The organism is Pantoea stewartii (assembly GCF_011044475.1).
GTDB lineage: Bacteria > Pseudomonadota > Gammaproteobacteria > Enterobacterales > Enterobacteriaceae > Pantoea > Pantoea stewartii.
In genome coordinates this window covers 4,381,592-4,395,340 of sequence record NZ_CP049115.1, presented here as the reverse complement: position 1 = coordinate 4,395,340, position 13,749 = coordinate 4,381,592, and the positions used below count along the sequence as shown (strand labels likewise).

Here is a 13,749-nt window from a genome sequence, read left to right as displayed (position 1 = left end):
TCTAACATTTCAGCCGCGGGGAAAAAAATGGCACAATAACCGCAACTGACGAATAACAGCACCGCAGGTGCACGACGCAGGATAACAGTATTCAAGATGACCCAATTGCCTCAATTTTCACGTGCACTTTTTCATCCCCGCTATTGGTTGACCTGGTTGGGTATCATTTTTCTCTATATTTTGGTCCTGTTACCTTATCCCCTGCTCTACGCGCTGGGTAGCGGTATTGGCCGTATCGCTATGCGGTTTATGAAGCGACGTGTGGCCATTGCTCGCCGCAACCTGGAGCTGAGCTTTCCGGATATGCCGACCAACGATCGTGAAGCCATGATTAAGCATAATTTTGAATCTGTGGGCATGGGTCTGATTGAAACCGGCATGGCGTGGTTCTGGCCCGACTGGCGGATTCATAAATGGCACACACCTTCCGGTCTGGAACATATTCAGCAGGCCCATGATACCCAGCGCGGCGTGTTACTTATCGGTATGCATTTCCTGACGCTGGAAATTGGCGCGCGTATGTTTGGCATTCATAATCCCGGTATTGGCGTTTACCGGCCGAATGACAATAAATTGATCGACTGGTTACAAACCCGCGGTCGTATGCGCTCCAATAAAGGCATGCTGGATCGTAAGGACCTGAAAGGCATGATCCGGGCCTTAAAACGTGGGGATATCATCTGGTATGCGCCCGATCATGATTATGGTCCCCGCAGCAGCGTGTTCGTCCCCTTCTTTGGCGTCGACAAAGCCGCCACCACCGTAGGGACACATATGTTAATGCGTACCGGAAAACCGGCGGTTATCCCGTTTGTGCCGCGCCGTCTGCCGGAAGGACGCGGTTACGAGTTGATCATTTTGCCTGATGTCAGCGCTGATTTTCCGCTGACCAGCGAAGAAGACACCGCCGCGCGCATGAATAAAGTGGTGGAAGAAGGCGTACTGCTGGCACCTGAGCAGTACATGTGGCTGCATCGCCGCTTTAAAACCCGCCCTGAAGGCGAACCCTCGCGCTATTAACCTCACCGCTGCCCGACACCGATGCGGGCAGCGCTTTTCCCTTACGGGGTGGTAAACCGTTTGTTCTGCACCCGACCTGGCGGTACGACCTCGCCCTGCCCCCATTCCACCGTCGGGCATGCCCTTCATGTTAAGCTGGATAATGCGTTGCGGTTGAACAGGAGTAAACGATGCTCTGGCTGCTTTCAAAATATGCAATAACGGCCCTGATGGTGGTGGTGATCTCGGAAGCGGCAAAACGCAGCGATCGTCTTGGCGGCCTGCTTGCGGCGCTGCCACTGGTCACGATTCTGGTGCTTGTCTGGATGAAACTGGAAGGACAAATGCAGGCCAAAATTGCCGCCCACGCCTGGTACACCTTCTGGTATGTGGTGCCGACCTTGCCCATGTTTATCCTGTTTCCTTTTTTGTATCAGCGTACAGGCTTCTGGCTTACCCTGGGACTGAGCTGCGTCCTGACGCTTATCGTATTCGTTCTCTGGGCCGTTCTGCTGAAACGCTGGGGCATCGAACTGCTGTGATGGCCTTCTCTGCGAGACAAGCCAGCACGATGTACCGCCTGATTTCATCACATCATTTTGCCTGCCGAACAGCCAGACATATTCGCCCTCTGACGCACTGACTTTCTCTCCTGCGATTTTGGTCTATCCTTCACTGAAATCACGTTAATCAGGCAAGGAGAGAAGCATGAGTATGTTCACTACACTGGAAGAAGCGATTGACGCTGCGCGTGAAGAGTTTCTCGCCAACCATCCAGACCTTGAGCAAGATGATGCAGCTATCAATCAGTTCGGTCTGCAAAAATATGTTATGCAGGATGGCGATATCATGTGGCAGGCAGAGTTCTTCGAAGACGAAGGGGATTCAGGCGAATGTTTACCGATTCGCAGTGGTGAAGCCGCTCAGGCAATTTTTGACGGTGACTTCGATGAGATTGAGTTGCGTCAGGAGTGGTTAGCGGAAAACACGCTGCATGAATGGGACGATGGCGAATTTCAGCTTGAGCCTCCACTGGACAGTGAAGAAGGTAAGGCTGCCGCCGAAGAGTGGGAAGACGATAACAGCGATTCCGATCGCGGTTACGTGTAAGGTCCATGGCTGGCGTCGACCGGAATAAGCAACGTATCGACGACCAGTGATAACGGCAGGTCGAGAATGGTGATAATCCGCCATGCCCCCTCCCTGACGTCCCACTTTACGCCGGGATAAAACTGGTTACCGTGTCCCTGTCCGGGCACGGTACGGCTGATAATACTGCCACAGCCGCTCAGCGTAACGATAGCGAGGGACAGCAGCGTTAACATAACGAGTTTATTCACAATAGCGACTCAGGTTAGACAGCCGTCATTTTAATCATGACTCAGGTGGCGTTACCATCCTGTTTACGTAAAACTGCAAAATAATGTTGCTGTCTGTGTCGGGCCAGGGGCAAAAAAAAAGCGGCATCTCTGCCGCTTTTTTCATTATGCCTGATGCGGAAGCGCGTCAGGATTAAGCGAAAGTTTTTGATAACTCTCTACCCACTGATGGTATTTCTCGCCACTTTCCCACAAACGGGTGTGAACGCGCGCCAGTACCACCGGATCGCTGATCAGCTGCAAACGTTGTTCACGACCCAGCTTCTCGGGCGCATCGCTCAGTGCCTGATCAACCCGCCGATCGCGCGCATGATCTAACAACTGGCTGTGCTTGTGCCGTGAGGTCGCCAGCGCTGTCGCCAGTGCGTTAAACGCCGGGTTAAACAACGCGTGCATAAAGCCGTTTTTCAGGACGCGCTGGCGGTTCAGCTCGACGTAACGGTCAGTATCGATCAGCTCTTTTGGCGGATCATACTCTTCCGGAATCAGGAACAGCTTCGCCTTCTTGGTCTTAAGGCCCAGCCCCGAACGGCTCGACATCACTGAGACAAACGGTGACAGAATCAGTGAGAAGACAATAGGCGCCAGCCACCACAGGAAGTTGAGATCCAGCCAGCCCATTCCGGCTGCCCATACGATACCCAATGCCATCTGCGAGCCATGACGTTTAAAGGCCTCGCTCCAGGGCGTTGCATCATCATCACGCTGCGGTGAGTTCCAGACGACTTCCCAGCCCAGGAACGCGCTGACCACAAATACGGTGTGGAACAGCATGCGCACCGGTGCCAGCAGAACCGAGAACAGCATTTCCAGCAGCAGCGACACAAACAGACGCAGTGCGCCACCGTAAGGTTTCGCGCCTTTACACCAGATCAGCACCACACTCAGCAGCTTCGGCAGGAACAGCAGCACCAGCGTGGTGGAGAACAGCGCAATCGCCAGTTCAGGACGCCATTGCGGCCAGACCGGGAACAGCTGTCGAGGCTGCAGGAAGTAGGTCGGTTCCATCAGCGTGTGGACCACCTGTAGGGCGGTGGACAGCGCCAGGAACATAAACCACAGCGGGGCTGAAAGGTATGACATCACGCCCGTCAGGAAGACCGCACGGTGGACCGGATGCATCCCTTTAACGAGGAACAGCCGGAAGTTCATCAGGTTACCATGACACCAGCGGCGATCGCGTTTAAGCTCATCCAGCAGATTCGGCGGCAATTCCTCGTACGAGCCAGGCAGATCATAGGCAATCCATACGCCCCAACCCGCACGGCGCATCAGTGCCGCTTCCACAAAGTCGTGAGACAAAATGGATCCCGCAAAAGACCCTTCACCGGGCAGCGGTGCCAGCGCACAGTGCTCAATAAACGGTTTCACACGGATGATGGCGTTATGGCCCCAGTAATGCGATTCCCCTAACTGCCAGAAATGCAGACCCGCGGTAAACAACGGCCCATAAACACGCGTCGCAAACTGCTGGCAGCGCGCATACAGCGTGTCCATTCCGGACGCTTTTGGTGACGACTGAATGATCCCGGCATTCGGGTTCGCTTCCATCATGCGCACCAGACCGGTCAGACATTCCCCGCTCATGACGCTGTCCGCATCCAGTACGACCATGTAGCTGTAGTTGCTGCCCCAGCGACGGCAGAAGTCGTCAATGTTGCCGCTCTTACGCTTCACACGACGACGGCGACGGCGGTAGAAGATCTTTCCTGCCCCACCGACATCACGCACCAGCTCCATCCAGGCCTTTTGCTCAGCAATAGCAATATCGGCATCGTAGCTGTCACTCAGGATATAGACATCGAAGTGCTCAGCGTTGCCTGTACGCACAACGGATTCCCAGGTGGCGCGCAAGCCTGCGAACACACGGCCCACATCTTCATTACAGATGGGCATGATCAGCGCGGTACGGTGCTCTGGATTCAGCGCTTCATCCCCGACTGTCGAGTAAGAGATGCTGTATTTATCCCGACCGATCAGCAGTTGTAAAAAGCCCATCAGTGCTGTCCAGAAGCCCGCCGACACCCAGCAGAACAGAATCGCAAACAGGAACAAAATTCCCGTCTGCAACACATAAGGCAGAATCTGCATGACAGACTGCTGCCAGTTCTGGTTGATCATGTCCATCGGATCCAGCAGCGTCCAGCCCTGGTAAGGCAGAATGGTCTTCATGTACCACGTGGCCACCACGGTTTGAAACACCGTAAGAATCAGGAGGATATAGCGGCGAACAGAACCGACATGGCGCCATTTTTCTTCTGCGCGCTGCTCTTCCGCCGTGGCATAACGCGGAACCGCCTTATGACCCCGTAATGAGTCCCAGGCACGTGCCAGCGGGTTAGTGCGCCAGGCTTCCGGAAACATCAGCGAACGCTTCACCTTTGGCATCGCTTTCAGGGTGGTACGTTCCAGATAGTCTTTGCCTAGCTGTGCACCACCCGCGAGGGAATCAGGCCAGGCCATTTCAACACGTGATGAAACGGACTTCAGCGGTGCATCGTCAGGACGATCGCTGGCGGCCACATCCTGACCCAGCGATTCGTGCAGTTGATGGAACGTCTGGGCATTCTGTAAAGACGCCCCCAGACGCGCTTTTCCTGCCGCATCCAGCGGCAGGGCTTCTACATAGCGTTGAGGTGTAAAAGTCAGATTATTCATTGGCAGGTAACTGATAGCTCCAGGTTTCCGTCAATGTTTTGTCACCGCTTACCAGCGCGGCACGCATTTCAGTCGCCTGCTTGTTATCTTTAACCCGGATACGCAGAACCAGGCGCCAGCCTTTGGTAACCGGATTGTAGCGAACGCTCTGTTCCACCACTTCCCCGTTTTTACCTACGCTGACCTGAGGCGCAACCTGGCTATCGACCGGCATTTCACTCATGTCTTTCCCTACGAAATCGATGGTGAAGGCCACCGTGCCATCCGGCTGACGAACCAGGTTTGACTGCTTCACGTCGCCCGCCGAGCGCAGCGTATCTTTGACCCAGGCAACATCATCTGAATGCAGCTTGTTTTCATTACGGCCAAAGTGCAGACGGTAGTCAAAGTCCATGGCTTTACCGGGTTCCGGCAGATTTTCCGGTGTCCAGAACGCCACGATGTTATCGTTGGTTTCGTCAGCGGTGGGGATTTCCACCAGCTCAACATGGCCTTTGCCCCACTCGCCTAATGGCTCAACCCAGCCGCTTGGGCGCAGATCGTAACGATCGTCCAGATCCTGATAATTATTGAAATCACGTCCGCGCTGCAGCAGCCCGAAGCCTTTCGGATTTTCAATCGTGTAGGTGCTGACCGCCAGATGGCGCGGGTTGTTGAGTGGACGCCAGATCCATTCACCATTGCCGCTGTGGATCGACAAACCGTCCGAATCATGCAGTTCAGGGCGGAAATTCGAGACCGTCGATGGCTGATTGCGGCCAAACAGGAACATGCTGGTTAACGGCGCGATGCCCAGTTTACCGACCTTGTCACGCAAATAGACCTGCGTCTTAACATCGACGGTAGTCTCCTGGCCTGGGTGAATCGTGAAACGGTAGGCACCGGTGGCACGTGGAGAATCCAGCAGCGCATAAATCACTAACTGCTTGTCCTGGGGTTTTGGACGTTCAATCCAGAACTCTTTGAAACGCGGGAACTCTTCACCTGACGGCAGCGCGGTATCGATCGCCAGACCACGGGCAGACAGACCATAAACCTGGCCTGCACCAATCACACGAAAATAACTGGCCCCCAGGAAGCTGGCGATTTCGTCATCTTTCTTATTCTTGCTGTTCAACGGATACAGGACTTTAAAACCGGCAAAGCCAAGGTTTTTAACCGCATCAGCATCGTGCTTCACGTTGCCAAAGTTGAAATAGTCAGGATTGTATTTGATCTCACGTACGGTATTGGCGGTGATTTCATTGATCTTCACCGGCAAATCAAAGTACATGCCCTGATGGTAAAACTCGAGCTTAAACGGCGTACGCAGTTTGCCCCAATACGCTTTATCGTGGTTGAACTGAATCTGCTGATAATCAGCAAATTTCATGTCACGAAACTGAGAGGGTAAATTACTTTTTGGCGCTTCAAAGCTTTTTCCAGACAACTCTTTCGCTTGTTTCGCGACATCATCAAAGTTAAACGCCCAACTGTTGTTGGCATACAAAGCCAGCAGGACCGCTGCGCCAATCCAGCGCATTTTCGTCAGCCCCACATTATTTTTTACATTAGTCAGCACATCCCCCCCTTTCGTGTGCTTAATACAAACCCGCTTATCTTAATGGATAATTCGGCTTTCCGACAGCATATGCACAACAATGTTCCCGATAATCATCTACTCGCGAGGTGATTTTAGGACAATTAAACGTTACGGGCTCAACTGAGATTCAACTGATAGTATACTCTGTTATCTCCAGCTAGAATTTCCCTCCAACATAAAACGGTTTCAGGGCGAAACCGCCTAAAACGTACTAACGAACTGGAACTTTATGAGTACAAAAAAACCTGAGCGTGAATATTTTCTCGACTCCATTCGGGCCTGTTTGATGTTGTTAGGCGTGCCGTTTCACGTCTCCCTGATCTATTCGTCTCAGTCATGGGCCGTCAACAGCCACGATGCCTCACTGTGGCTCACTACCCTCAATGATTTTATTCATTCGTTTCGTATGCAGGTGTTCTTTGTTATCTCGGGCTACTTCTCTTATATGCTCTATCTGCGCTATCAGCCTCAGCGCTTTCTGAAAGTCCGCTTAGAGCGCGTCGGGATTCCGATGCTCACCGCGGTTCCGCTGATCACGCTGCCGCAGTTCTTTATGCTGAAAGCCTGGACACCAAAGCTGTCGAACTGGAACAATTTGTCGCTGTATGACAAGTACAATACGCTGATGTGGGAGTTGATCTCGCACCTGTGGTTTTTGCTGGTGCTGGTGCTGCTTACCACACTGGGCATGATCACCTTCCGCTGGCTACGCGATCAGCAGCGCAATATTGACTACCAACGTGTCGGCTGGACAAAGCTGGCTCTGGGGCTGTTATTGTGGGCCGTGCTCTGGGGAGCAGTACGGCGGGCGATTTTTTATGCCCACCCTTCCCTGTTGGGCGATGCGCTGTTTAACTTTGCCGTTATGCAGTGTCTGTTCTTCCTGCCGTTTTTTATGCTGGGTGCCCTCAGCTGGAAACATCAGGCGCTGAAAACGCTGTTTGTCCGGGCAAACCCGCTGCTGTACGTCGGGGCCGTCGTGATGCTGGTCGCCTACATTGCAAACCAACGGCTGAACAGTGGCGAAGGCTGGCTGTATGAAACCGACGCGCTGATCAGCAGCATGATGGGGCTTTGCATGCTGAACGTTTGTTACAGTCTGGGTCATAAATGGCTGAATTCTCACTCTCCTCAGATCATGTACCTGGTCAATGCCTCCCTGTTCATTTACCTGGTGCATCACCCTTTGACCCTGCTGTACGGAATTTTTATGACGCCGCATTTGCACAACAACACGTTTGGCTTTTTTCTGGGCCTCTTAATGGTGTTTGGTGCCTCCTTCATTTTGTATGAGTTGCACCTGCGCATTCCTCTGCTGCGCTTTCTGTTCTCCGGTAAACCGCAAAAGCGTTAAGGTAAAGGCGACCGTTCGGGTCGCCTTTTTTATTACAGTAGCCACTCAATAGGCAGCCGCCAGACCAGCCGGACCTGCAGACGTTGCCACCAGCTACAGCCGGGCTCATGCTTATGCACAACCTGCTGCGCTTCGCCTGGATATTCCAGCCAGTTTACCCGGCCCCACTTATCCAGTTGCAATGTCCAGGCTCTGTCACGCATGGATTCACTAAAGCGCCGGTGGGTTTCCGTGGCCAGGGTTTCACTTTCGATCACCAGTCCCATCTCCGTGTTTAACACGGCGGAACGCGGATCAAAGTTAAACGAGCCAATAAACAGAATGGCTTCGTCTACCGAGAAGGTTTTCGCATGCAGGCTTGAGCCAGAATTCCCGGTTAATCCGCGATCGTGCGGCGCATCGTTTACGCCCGCCTGCGGCTTTAACTCATACAGCGCGATGCCATGACGCAGGAGCTTTTTGCGCCACTTGGCATAACCGGCATGCACAACAGAAACGTCGTTCGCTGCCAGAGAGTTCGTCAGAATCGCAATTTTCACGCCTTTACGCTTTAGCGACAATAACTGCGCCACGCCCGCGCGGGTGGGAACAAAGTAGGCGGAAATGATATCAAACTGACGCTGGGGTGAACCGATAACCTCCAGCATGCGCTGGGGCAGAAGCGATTTGCGACGGGCTTTACCCAGCCCCTTGCGCGGATCGTCACTCAACAGCCGGGCTTTTGCCCAGACAAACGGTAAGCTGTCCTGCGTCAGTTGCTGAATCAGTGGCGAATGGCTCAGTCGCTTCAGATAGTGCTGAACGCCCTCGTTCTCACGCCATTCGGGAGGCAGAACGACCTCAGGATGTGCCGTCACGTCCTGTTCCAGCACATCGTCCAAAGGGGAAACTGGTTTACTGTGCCAGTAGCGTTCAAAATCCTCCGCCACTTCCTTGACCACGGTTCCAATTGCCAGCACGTCGAGATCGGCAAACAGCGGTTCGTTACCTGTCCCAAAGTATTCATCGCCAATATTGCGCCCACCCACCACCGTGGTGATGCCATCGGCGGTAAAGCTTTTATTGTGCATACGACGATTGAGGCGTGCAAAATCAGTGAGGTAACCTAAGGCGCGCAACGTGCGAAAGGAAAAGGGGTTGAACAGTCTGACGGTAATATTTGGATGATGATTAAGCTGCGCCAGCGTATCGTCCAGCCCTGGCGTATTGTTATCATCGAGCAGGAGCCGGACTTTCACGCCGCGATTGGCTGCATCCAGCATGGCGCTGAACAGGAGCCGACCAGACATGTCGTTTTGCCAGATATAGTATTGAATATCCAGCGTCTTTGTCGCTTTTTCCATCAGCAGGTAACGGGCAGCAAAGGCATCCAGCCCGTCACTCAGCGGATGAATACCGCTTAGCCCCGGATGACGCAGCCCGGGCGGAACAAGCCGTTGCTCAAGCCAACTCTGGCTCGGTGCAGGCTGGGGAAGATTAAACGCTTCGGTCATGGAGAGTCCCTGAATCTTACGGTCATTTATTATTATTCCTTCGCGCGGCACGGGATGCCAGTCGCGGTTGCTCAGCAGCAAGACTGAAAGCAATGTTTTTTAGTCTAGACTTACTCCAACGATCTGTGACCGACATTTGTCCGGCAGGAGAGGAATATGCGCAACCAGCCTATCACTGACGATCACGTACACCATCAACCCCGTCTGTTTCAAAGCTTTTTTCAGGGCAGTTTTCCCTGCTCTACCGCCTGCCGCACGCCTGGTAAGCGCCTGGATATGGTGATCAGCAGTGGCCACGATATGTTGTTCAGAAAAGACTATGCCGCGCTGGTCGGTTTGCATCTGTTGACCGCACGTGACGGTGCGCGCTGGCATCTGATTGAGAAAACGCCAGGCCAGTACGACTGGCGTAGCTTTTTACCCATGGTCGATGCGGCGCGGGATCAACAGTTGCAGGTCATCTGGGAGCTGGCCCATTTTGGCTATCCGGACCATCTCACTATCTGGAAAGCCAGCTTTGTCGATCATTTTGAACGTTATGCCCGTGCGATGGCGACATTGCTGCGCGATCGGGGAATCGAACAGCCCTTTTTTACCCCGATTAACCAAATATCGTTCTGGTCCTGGGCGGGTGCGGAGGTGGCCTGGTTTAATCCTCACGTCAGTCAGCGCGGAAAAGAGTTAAAACGGCAACTGGTCCGTGCCTCTCTGGCGGCGATACAGGCGATTCGCGACGTGATTCCCGCGGCGCGATTTGTTCTTACCGATCCGCTGGTACAGATTGCCCATCATCCTGATAACCCCGACAGTAAACCCGGGGCCGATGCCCAACATCAGGCTCAGTTTGAGGCCTGGGATATGCTGGCCGGTCGCCTTGATAAGGAACTGGGCGGGCGCGAAGAGTATCTGGATATTCTGGGTCTGAATTATTACCCCGATAACCACTGGTATTTTCCCGATCAGCCCATGGACAGAGACGATCCCGTACGGGCCCCACTCCACCTGTTACTGGCCCAGTACTGGCAACGCTATCAGCGCCCCATGTTAATCGCTGAGACGGGCGCAGAAGGCGAGGCACGGGCCCCCTGGCTGCAGGAAGTCAGTGAAAATGTTATGGTCGCGCTGGATCAGGGTATCGCGATGGAAGGGATTTCTCTGTACCCGGTGGTTGAGTATCCGGCCTGGGCCGATGACAGACGGTCGCCAGGCTCACTGTTAGGGCTGGCCGATCCGAACGGCAACCGAACGGTACACGAGAATCTGGCACTGGTACTACGAAGCCAGCAGATTAAATTCAGTCAGCGCGTTCAGCGTTGACCGGTGGGCGGTTTAGGATAGCAGGTTTGTGCATCGACATGGTCGACGGGCGTGGTAAGACGGCTGTCGTTAAACCATGTCATCAGAAACAGAAAGGTGACACCAATCAGGCAAGCCGTCAGCAGCCCAATAATCGCAATCAGTTTATCATCGCGCGATTCCATCCCTCACTCCTTTCAGGTCCGGTTGATAAACACTAGCTCATCCAAAGCGTGACGATCAGAACGAAAATTATAAGCGTTACCGACGTCACTGCAAGCACCACAATCGCGAAGTGCGCATCGGCAAGCGGCTGAGCCACGGGTTCCTCATGCTCTTCGGGTGGGTGGGGTAAGAACATGCTCTTCCTGGTCAAAACGGCATAATGGGGCGATAGTGCGCGACAGTGTAAAACAAACCCGTCGCGTTAGCCGTGATTTTACAAAACAGCCCGCTGGCAAACTGATGGGCGACGATTACGGCCCCCTGGCGTCAGCCTGATGCCGTGCCCCACTCTGGTTTTCGCCCGACCAACCCCCGCCGAGTGCACTGTATAACGCGATTTGGGCCTGCAACAGATTATTCTTTACCGTTACCAGATTTAGCTGCGTGGCAAACAGGGTGCGTTGCGCATCCATTTCGTCCAGATAAGAGGCATAGCCATTTTGATAGCGATTCGTTGCAATACGCAGTGCCTCGGCGACAAACTGCTCTTGCTTCTGGAGCGCTTCACGCTGTGCTTCGCCCTGGTGAATGGCATCCAGCGCGTTATTGACTTCGGAGAACGCGTTTCTTACCACTTTCTCATAGGTGTAAAGTGCCTGATTGCGAGAAGCCATAGCGACATCGACCTGGGCGGTCAATGCTTCACGGTTCAGCAACGGTGCCAGAATACTGCCTCCTACGCTCCAGAGGCGGAACGGATCGTCCACCAGCTGATGCAAAACGGAACGCTGTAACGTGCCCGACGCTGTCAGATTAATTCCCGGCAGTAACTTCGCCTTTGACGCAGCCAGGCTGGCATCGGCGGCCAGCAGCTGGCGCTGCGCCTGGACGATATCCGGGCGACGATTCAGTAAGGCTGACGGCAAAATGCCCGGTATCGTCTGTGGCATCAGGACAGTAAAGTCGCGGTGACGGGCTACCTCCCGAGGGTTCATGCCGACTAAAATACTGAGCGCGTTTTCCTGCTGAGCAATCTGATGCTGTAACTGCGGCACCTGGGCTTGCGCGGACTGATACTCCGATGAGGCCTGCATCCACTCCAGCCGGGACGTATAACCTGTTTCAAACTGACGCTGCGCCAGTCGGAGCGAGTTACGCCGTATGGCCAGCGTCGCTTCGGTCACGCGCAGTTGTTCATCCAGCGCGCAGAGCGTCATATAACCCGATGCAACGGAACTGGCGATGGTCAGTTCTGCGGCCGACGCGGCCGCCTGCTGCGCCTCCAGCGTGGCGCGGGTGGCATCAATCGTATCGGCCCGTGCGCCCCACAAATCGACATTGTAACTGGCCTGAAGCTGCCCCTGAAAAACGGAGGTTTCATAAGGCTGCCCGGTCACAGCCGACAGGGCACGTTGACGCGTTGCCGCAACCCCGCCACTGAGCGTGGGAAAGTTATCGCCCTCAGCGCCACGCAGTTGCGCACGATATTGATCCACCCGCGAACGGGCTATCAAAATATCGGGATTATGCTGTAATGCCTGCTCCACCAGTCGGTTCAGATCCCGATCGCCAAACGCCTGCCACCAGGCCGCCTCTGGCGGCGCGGAAGGCCCAACCTGTTCGCGCCATTGTGACGGAATGGGTAACGAGGCCGGGGCTTTCTCAACCTGGGTGCTGCACCCTGCTAACAGGGCGGCCAGCATGCCTGCCACTAACCGAGCGCCCTTCATGGTGCGGTCTCACTGACTGGTGAGGCCGCCGTATCAATACTGACCTCGACTGACATGCCAGGCCGTAACTGTTGCTGCACCTCCGGCGCGACGTCAATGCGTACGGGAATACGCTGGGCGATTTTCACAAAGTTACCGGTCGCGTTATCCGGTGAGATAGCGCTGAATTCTGAGCCTGCCGCTGGAGATATATCGGCAACGCGACCGTCGAAACGTTTACCATCCAGCGCATCGACACGAATCGTCACCGGCAACCCCGCGCGAATATGCGCAAGCTGGGTTTCTTTATAGTTTGCGATGATCCACTTATGTGCAGGCACCACGGAGGTCAGGCGCGTCCCGGCCGTCACATAGGCGCCTTTACGCACCGATAACTGCCCTAACTGACCCGCATCGGGCGATATGATACGGGTATTTGCCAGGTCGATTTCAGCCAGCTCCAGCGCCGCCTGCGCACTGGCAACGTCCGCCTCCAGCGACGCCCGGTTTACGATCACCGTTTGCAGATTTTGCTGAGCGACTGCAACCTGGGCTTCTGCCTGATGAAGCTGAGCCAGCCCCTGCGCGTTCGCTGCGCGTGCGGCATCCCGCTCACGCACGGAGAGCGAACCATCCGCGGCCAGATTCTCTACCCGCTTCAGATCCAGGCCACTTTTCACCGCCTGCGCTCTGGCGTTTTCCAGAGCGGCTTTGTTGCTCTGGATCGTGGCCTGCGCGCTAAGACGCTGCTGTTGGTTGTTGCTCAGAGCGGCCTGCTTCATGGCCAGTTGTGCCTGCGCCTGATGCACTCGCTGGCGATAAATACGATCGTCAATCGTCATCAGCACCTGACCTTTTTTGACCGGCTGCAGATCGGCCACGTTCACAGCAGTCAGATATCCGCTCACCTGCGGGCTGATAAAGGTGACCTGGCCGCGTACATAGGCGTTTTCCGTGCTCTGGACCGGACTGGTAAAAGGCCATAGCTGCCAGGCATACAGAATAACCAGCACACCAATGACCGCAATGCCGCTCCCCAGGGCGATGGAGAGAATACGACGGCGATTGGCCCGATCGCGTTCTGCTGCCTGAAGTTCATCCTGCTGACTCATAC

At 54.6% G+C, this 13,749-nt stretch carries 13 protein-coding genes; 5 read left to right on the top strand and 8 right to left on the bottom strand.

The features are described from left to right. Nucleotides 1-96 precede the first annotated feature (96 nt). The 3 genes from G5574_RS20740 (at nt 97) to G5574_RS20730 (ending at nt 2,109) form a co-directional block, all read left to right on the top strand. On the top strand, nt 97-1,020 hold the full coding sequence (locus G5574_RS20740) for a Kdo(2)-lipid IV(A) acyltransferase (RefSeq protein WP_006118797.1): 924 nt from the start codon (nt 97-99) through the stop codon (nt 1,018-1,020). 170 nt (nt 1,021-1,190) lie between these two features. After that, nucleotides 1,191-1,541: a DUF3147 family protein gene (locus G5574_RS20735; RefSeq protein WP_164483126.1), complete on the top strand. Its 351-nt coding sequence runs from the start codon at nt 1,191-1,193 to the stop codon at nt 1,539-1,541. A gap of 166 nt (nt 1,542-1,707) precedes the next feature. Continuing rightward, nucleotides 1,708-2,109, top strand: coding sequence for a MysB family protein (locus G5574_RS20730; protein WP_033737574.1), 402 nt, complete (start codon nt 1,708-1,710; stop codon nt 2,107-2,109). Here G5574_RS20730 and G5574_RS20725 read toward each other — a convergent pair. The 3 genes from G5574_RS20725 to G5574_RS20715 all read right to left on the bottom strand — a co-directional run bounded on the left by G5574_RS20725 (nt 2,100) and on the right by G5574_RS20715 (nt 6,567). Further along, complete coding sequence (locus tag G5574_RS20725) at nt 2,100-2,324, bottom strand: YceK/YidQ family lipoprotein (protein WP_033737575.1); 225 nt, start codon at nt 2,322-2,324, stop codon at nt 2,100-2,102. The genes G5574_RS20730 and G5574_RS20725 overlap by 10 nt on opposite strands. 159 nt (nt 2,325-2,483) lie before the next feature. Then, a complete protein-coding gene (gene mdoH, locus G5574_RS20720) occupies nt 2,484-5,036 on the bottom strand; it encodes a glucans biosynthesis glucosyltransferase MdoH (protein WP_164483125.1) in 2,553 nt (850 codons plus the stop codon). Next, nucleotides 5,029-6,567: a glucan biosynthesis protein G gene (locus G5574_RS20715; RefSeq protein WP_174250624.1), complete on the bottom strand. Its 1,539-nt coding sequence runs from the start codon at nt 6,565-6,567 to the stop codon at nt 5,029-5,031. Before G5574_RS20715 ends, mdoH begins: the two co-directional genes overlap by 8 nt. A gap of 280 nt (nt 6,568-6,847) precedes the next feature. On the opposite strand from G5574_RS20715, the gene mdoC reads away from it, so the two are divergent. Further along, the gene (gene mdoC / locus G5574_RS20710) at nt 6,848-7,972 is read left to right on the top strand and encodes a glucans biosynthesis protein MdoC (RefSeq protein ID WP_162286206.1); all 1,125 of its coding nucleotides are present in this window, start codon (nt 6,848-6,850) and stop codon (nt 7,970-7,972) included. Between the two features lie 32 nt (nt 7,973-8,004). Here the strand turns inward: mdoC and G5574_RS20705 are convergent, their stop codons facing one another. After that, complete coding sequence (locus G5574_RS20705) at nt 8,005-9,465, bottom strand: phospholipase D family protein (RefSeq protein ID WP_033737579.1); 1,461 nt, start codon at nt 9,463-9,465, stop codon at nt 8,005-8,007. Nucleotides 9,466-9,621: 156 nt separating this feature from the next. Between G5574_RS20705 and G5574_RS20700 the strand changes: the two genes are divergently transcribed. After that, on the top strand, nt 9,622-10,782 hold the full coding sequence (locus G5574_RS20700; RefSeq protein WP_164483123.1) for a glycoside hydrolase family 1 protein: 1,161 nt from the start codon (nt 9,622-9,624) through the stop codon (nt 10,780-10,782). Here the strand turns inward: G5574_RS20700 and G5574_RS20695 are convergent. From G5574_RS20695 to G5574_RS20680, 4 genes are all read right to left on the bottom strand, one after another. Continuing rightward, nucleotides 10,773-10,946: a hypothetical protein gene (locus G5574_RS20695; RefSeq protein WP_006118789.1), complete on the bottom strand. Its 174-nt coding sequence runs from the start codon at nt 10,944-10,946 to the stop codon at nt 10,773-10,775. The genes G5574_RS20700 and G5574_RS20695 overlap by 10 nt on opposite strands. A 32-nt stretch (nt 10,947-10,978) precedes the next feature. Then, nucleotides 10,979-11,122 (bottom strand): hypothetical protein, encoded by a 144-nt coding sequence (locus tag G5574_RS20690; protein WP_006118788.1) that lies wholly within the window; start codon nt 11,120-11,122, stop codon nt 10,979-10,981. A gap of 115 nt (nt 11,123-11,237) precedes the next feature. Further along, nucleotides 11,238-12,656 carry an efflux transporter outer membrane subunit gene (locus G5574_RS20685; RefSeq protein WP_164483122.1) on the bottom strand — a complete coding sequence of 473 codons (1,419 nt, stop codon included), beginning with the start codon at nt 12,654-12,656 and terminating at the stop codon, nt 11,238-11,240. Continuing rightward, complete coding sequence (locus G5574_RS20680) at nt 12,653-13,747, bottom strand: HlyD family secretion protein (protein ID WP_039341174.1); 1,095 nt, start codon at nt 13,745-13,747, stop codon at nt 12,653-12,655. Before G5574_RS20680 ends, G5574_RS20685 begins: the two co-directional genes overlap by 4 nt. Nucleotides 13,748-13,749 lie beyond the last annotated feature (2 nt).

Bases quoted from the DNA above. Each gene is read 5' to 3' on its own strand.
- G5574_RS20740 (WP_006118797.1), top strand. From the start codon at position 97: ATGACCCAATTGCCTCAATTTTCACGTGCACTTTTTCATCCCCGCTAT.
- G5574_RS20735 (WP_164483126.1), top strand. From the start codon at position 1,191: ATGCTCTGGCTGCTTTCAAAATATGCAATAACGGCCCTGATGGTGGTG.
- G5574_RS20730 (WP_033737574.1), top strand. From the start codon at position 1,708: ATGAGTATGTTCACTACACTGGAAGAAGCGATTGACGCTGCGCGTGAA.
- G5574_RS20725 (WP_033737575.1), bottom strand. From the start codon at position 2,324: ATGTTAACGCTGCTGTCCCTCGCTATCGTTACGCTGAGCGGCTGTGGC.
- mdoH (WP_164483125.1), bottom strand. From the start codon at position 5,036: ATGAATAATCTGACTTTTACACCTCAACGCTATGTAGAAGCCCTGCCG.
- mdoC (WP_162286206.1), top strand. From the start codon at position 6,848: ATGAGTACAAAAAAACCTGAGCGTGAATATTTTCTCGACTCCATTCGG.
- G5574_RS20705 (WP_033737579.1), bottom strand. From the start codon at position 9,465: ATGACCGAAGCGTTTAATCTTCCCCAGCCTGCACCGAGCCAGAGTTGG.
- G5574_RS20700 (WP_164483123.1), top strand. From the start codon at position 9,622: ATGCGCAACCAGCCTATCACTGACGATCACGTACACCATCAACCCCGT.
- G5574_RS20695 (WP_006118789.1), bottom strand. From the start codon at position 10,946: ATGGAATCGCGCGATGATAAACTGATTGCGATTATTGGGCTGCTGACG.
- G5574_RS20690 (WP_006118788.1), bottom strand. From the start codon at position 11,122: ATGTTCTTACCCCACCCACCCGAAGAGCATGAGGAACCCGTGGCTCAG.
- G5574_RS20685 (WP_164483122.1), bottom strand. From the start codon at position 12,656: ATGAAGGGCGCTCGGTTAGTGGCAGGCATGCTGGCCGCCCTGTTAGCA.
- G5574_RS20680 (WP_039341174.1), bottom strand. From the start codon at position 13,747: ATGAGTCAGCAGGATGAACTTCAGGCAGCAGAACGCGATCGGGCCAAT.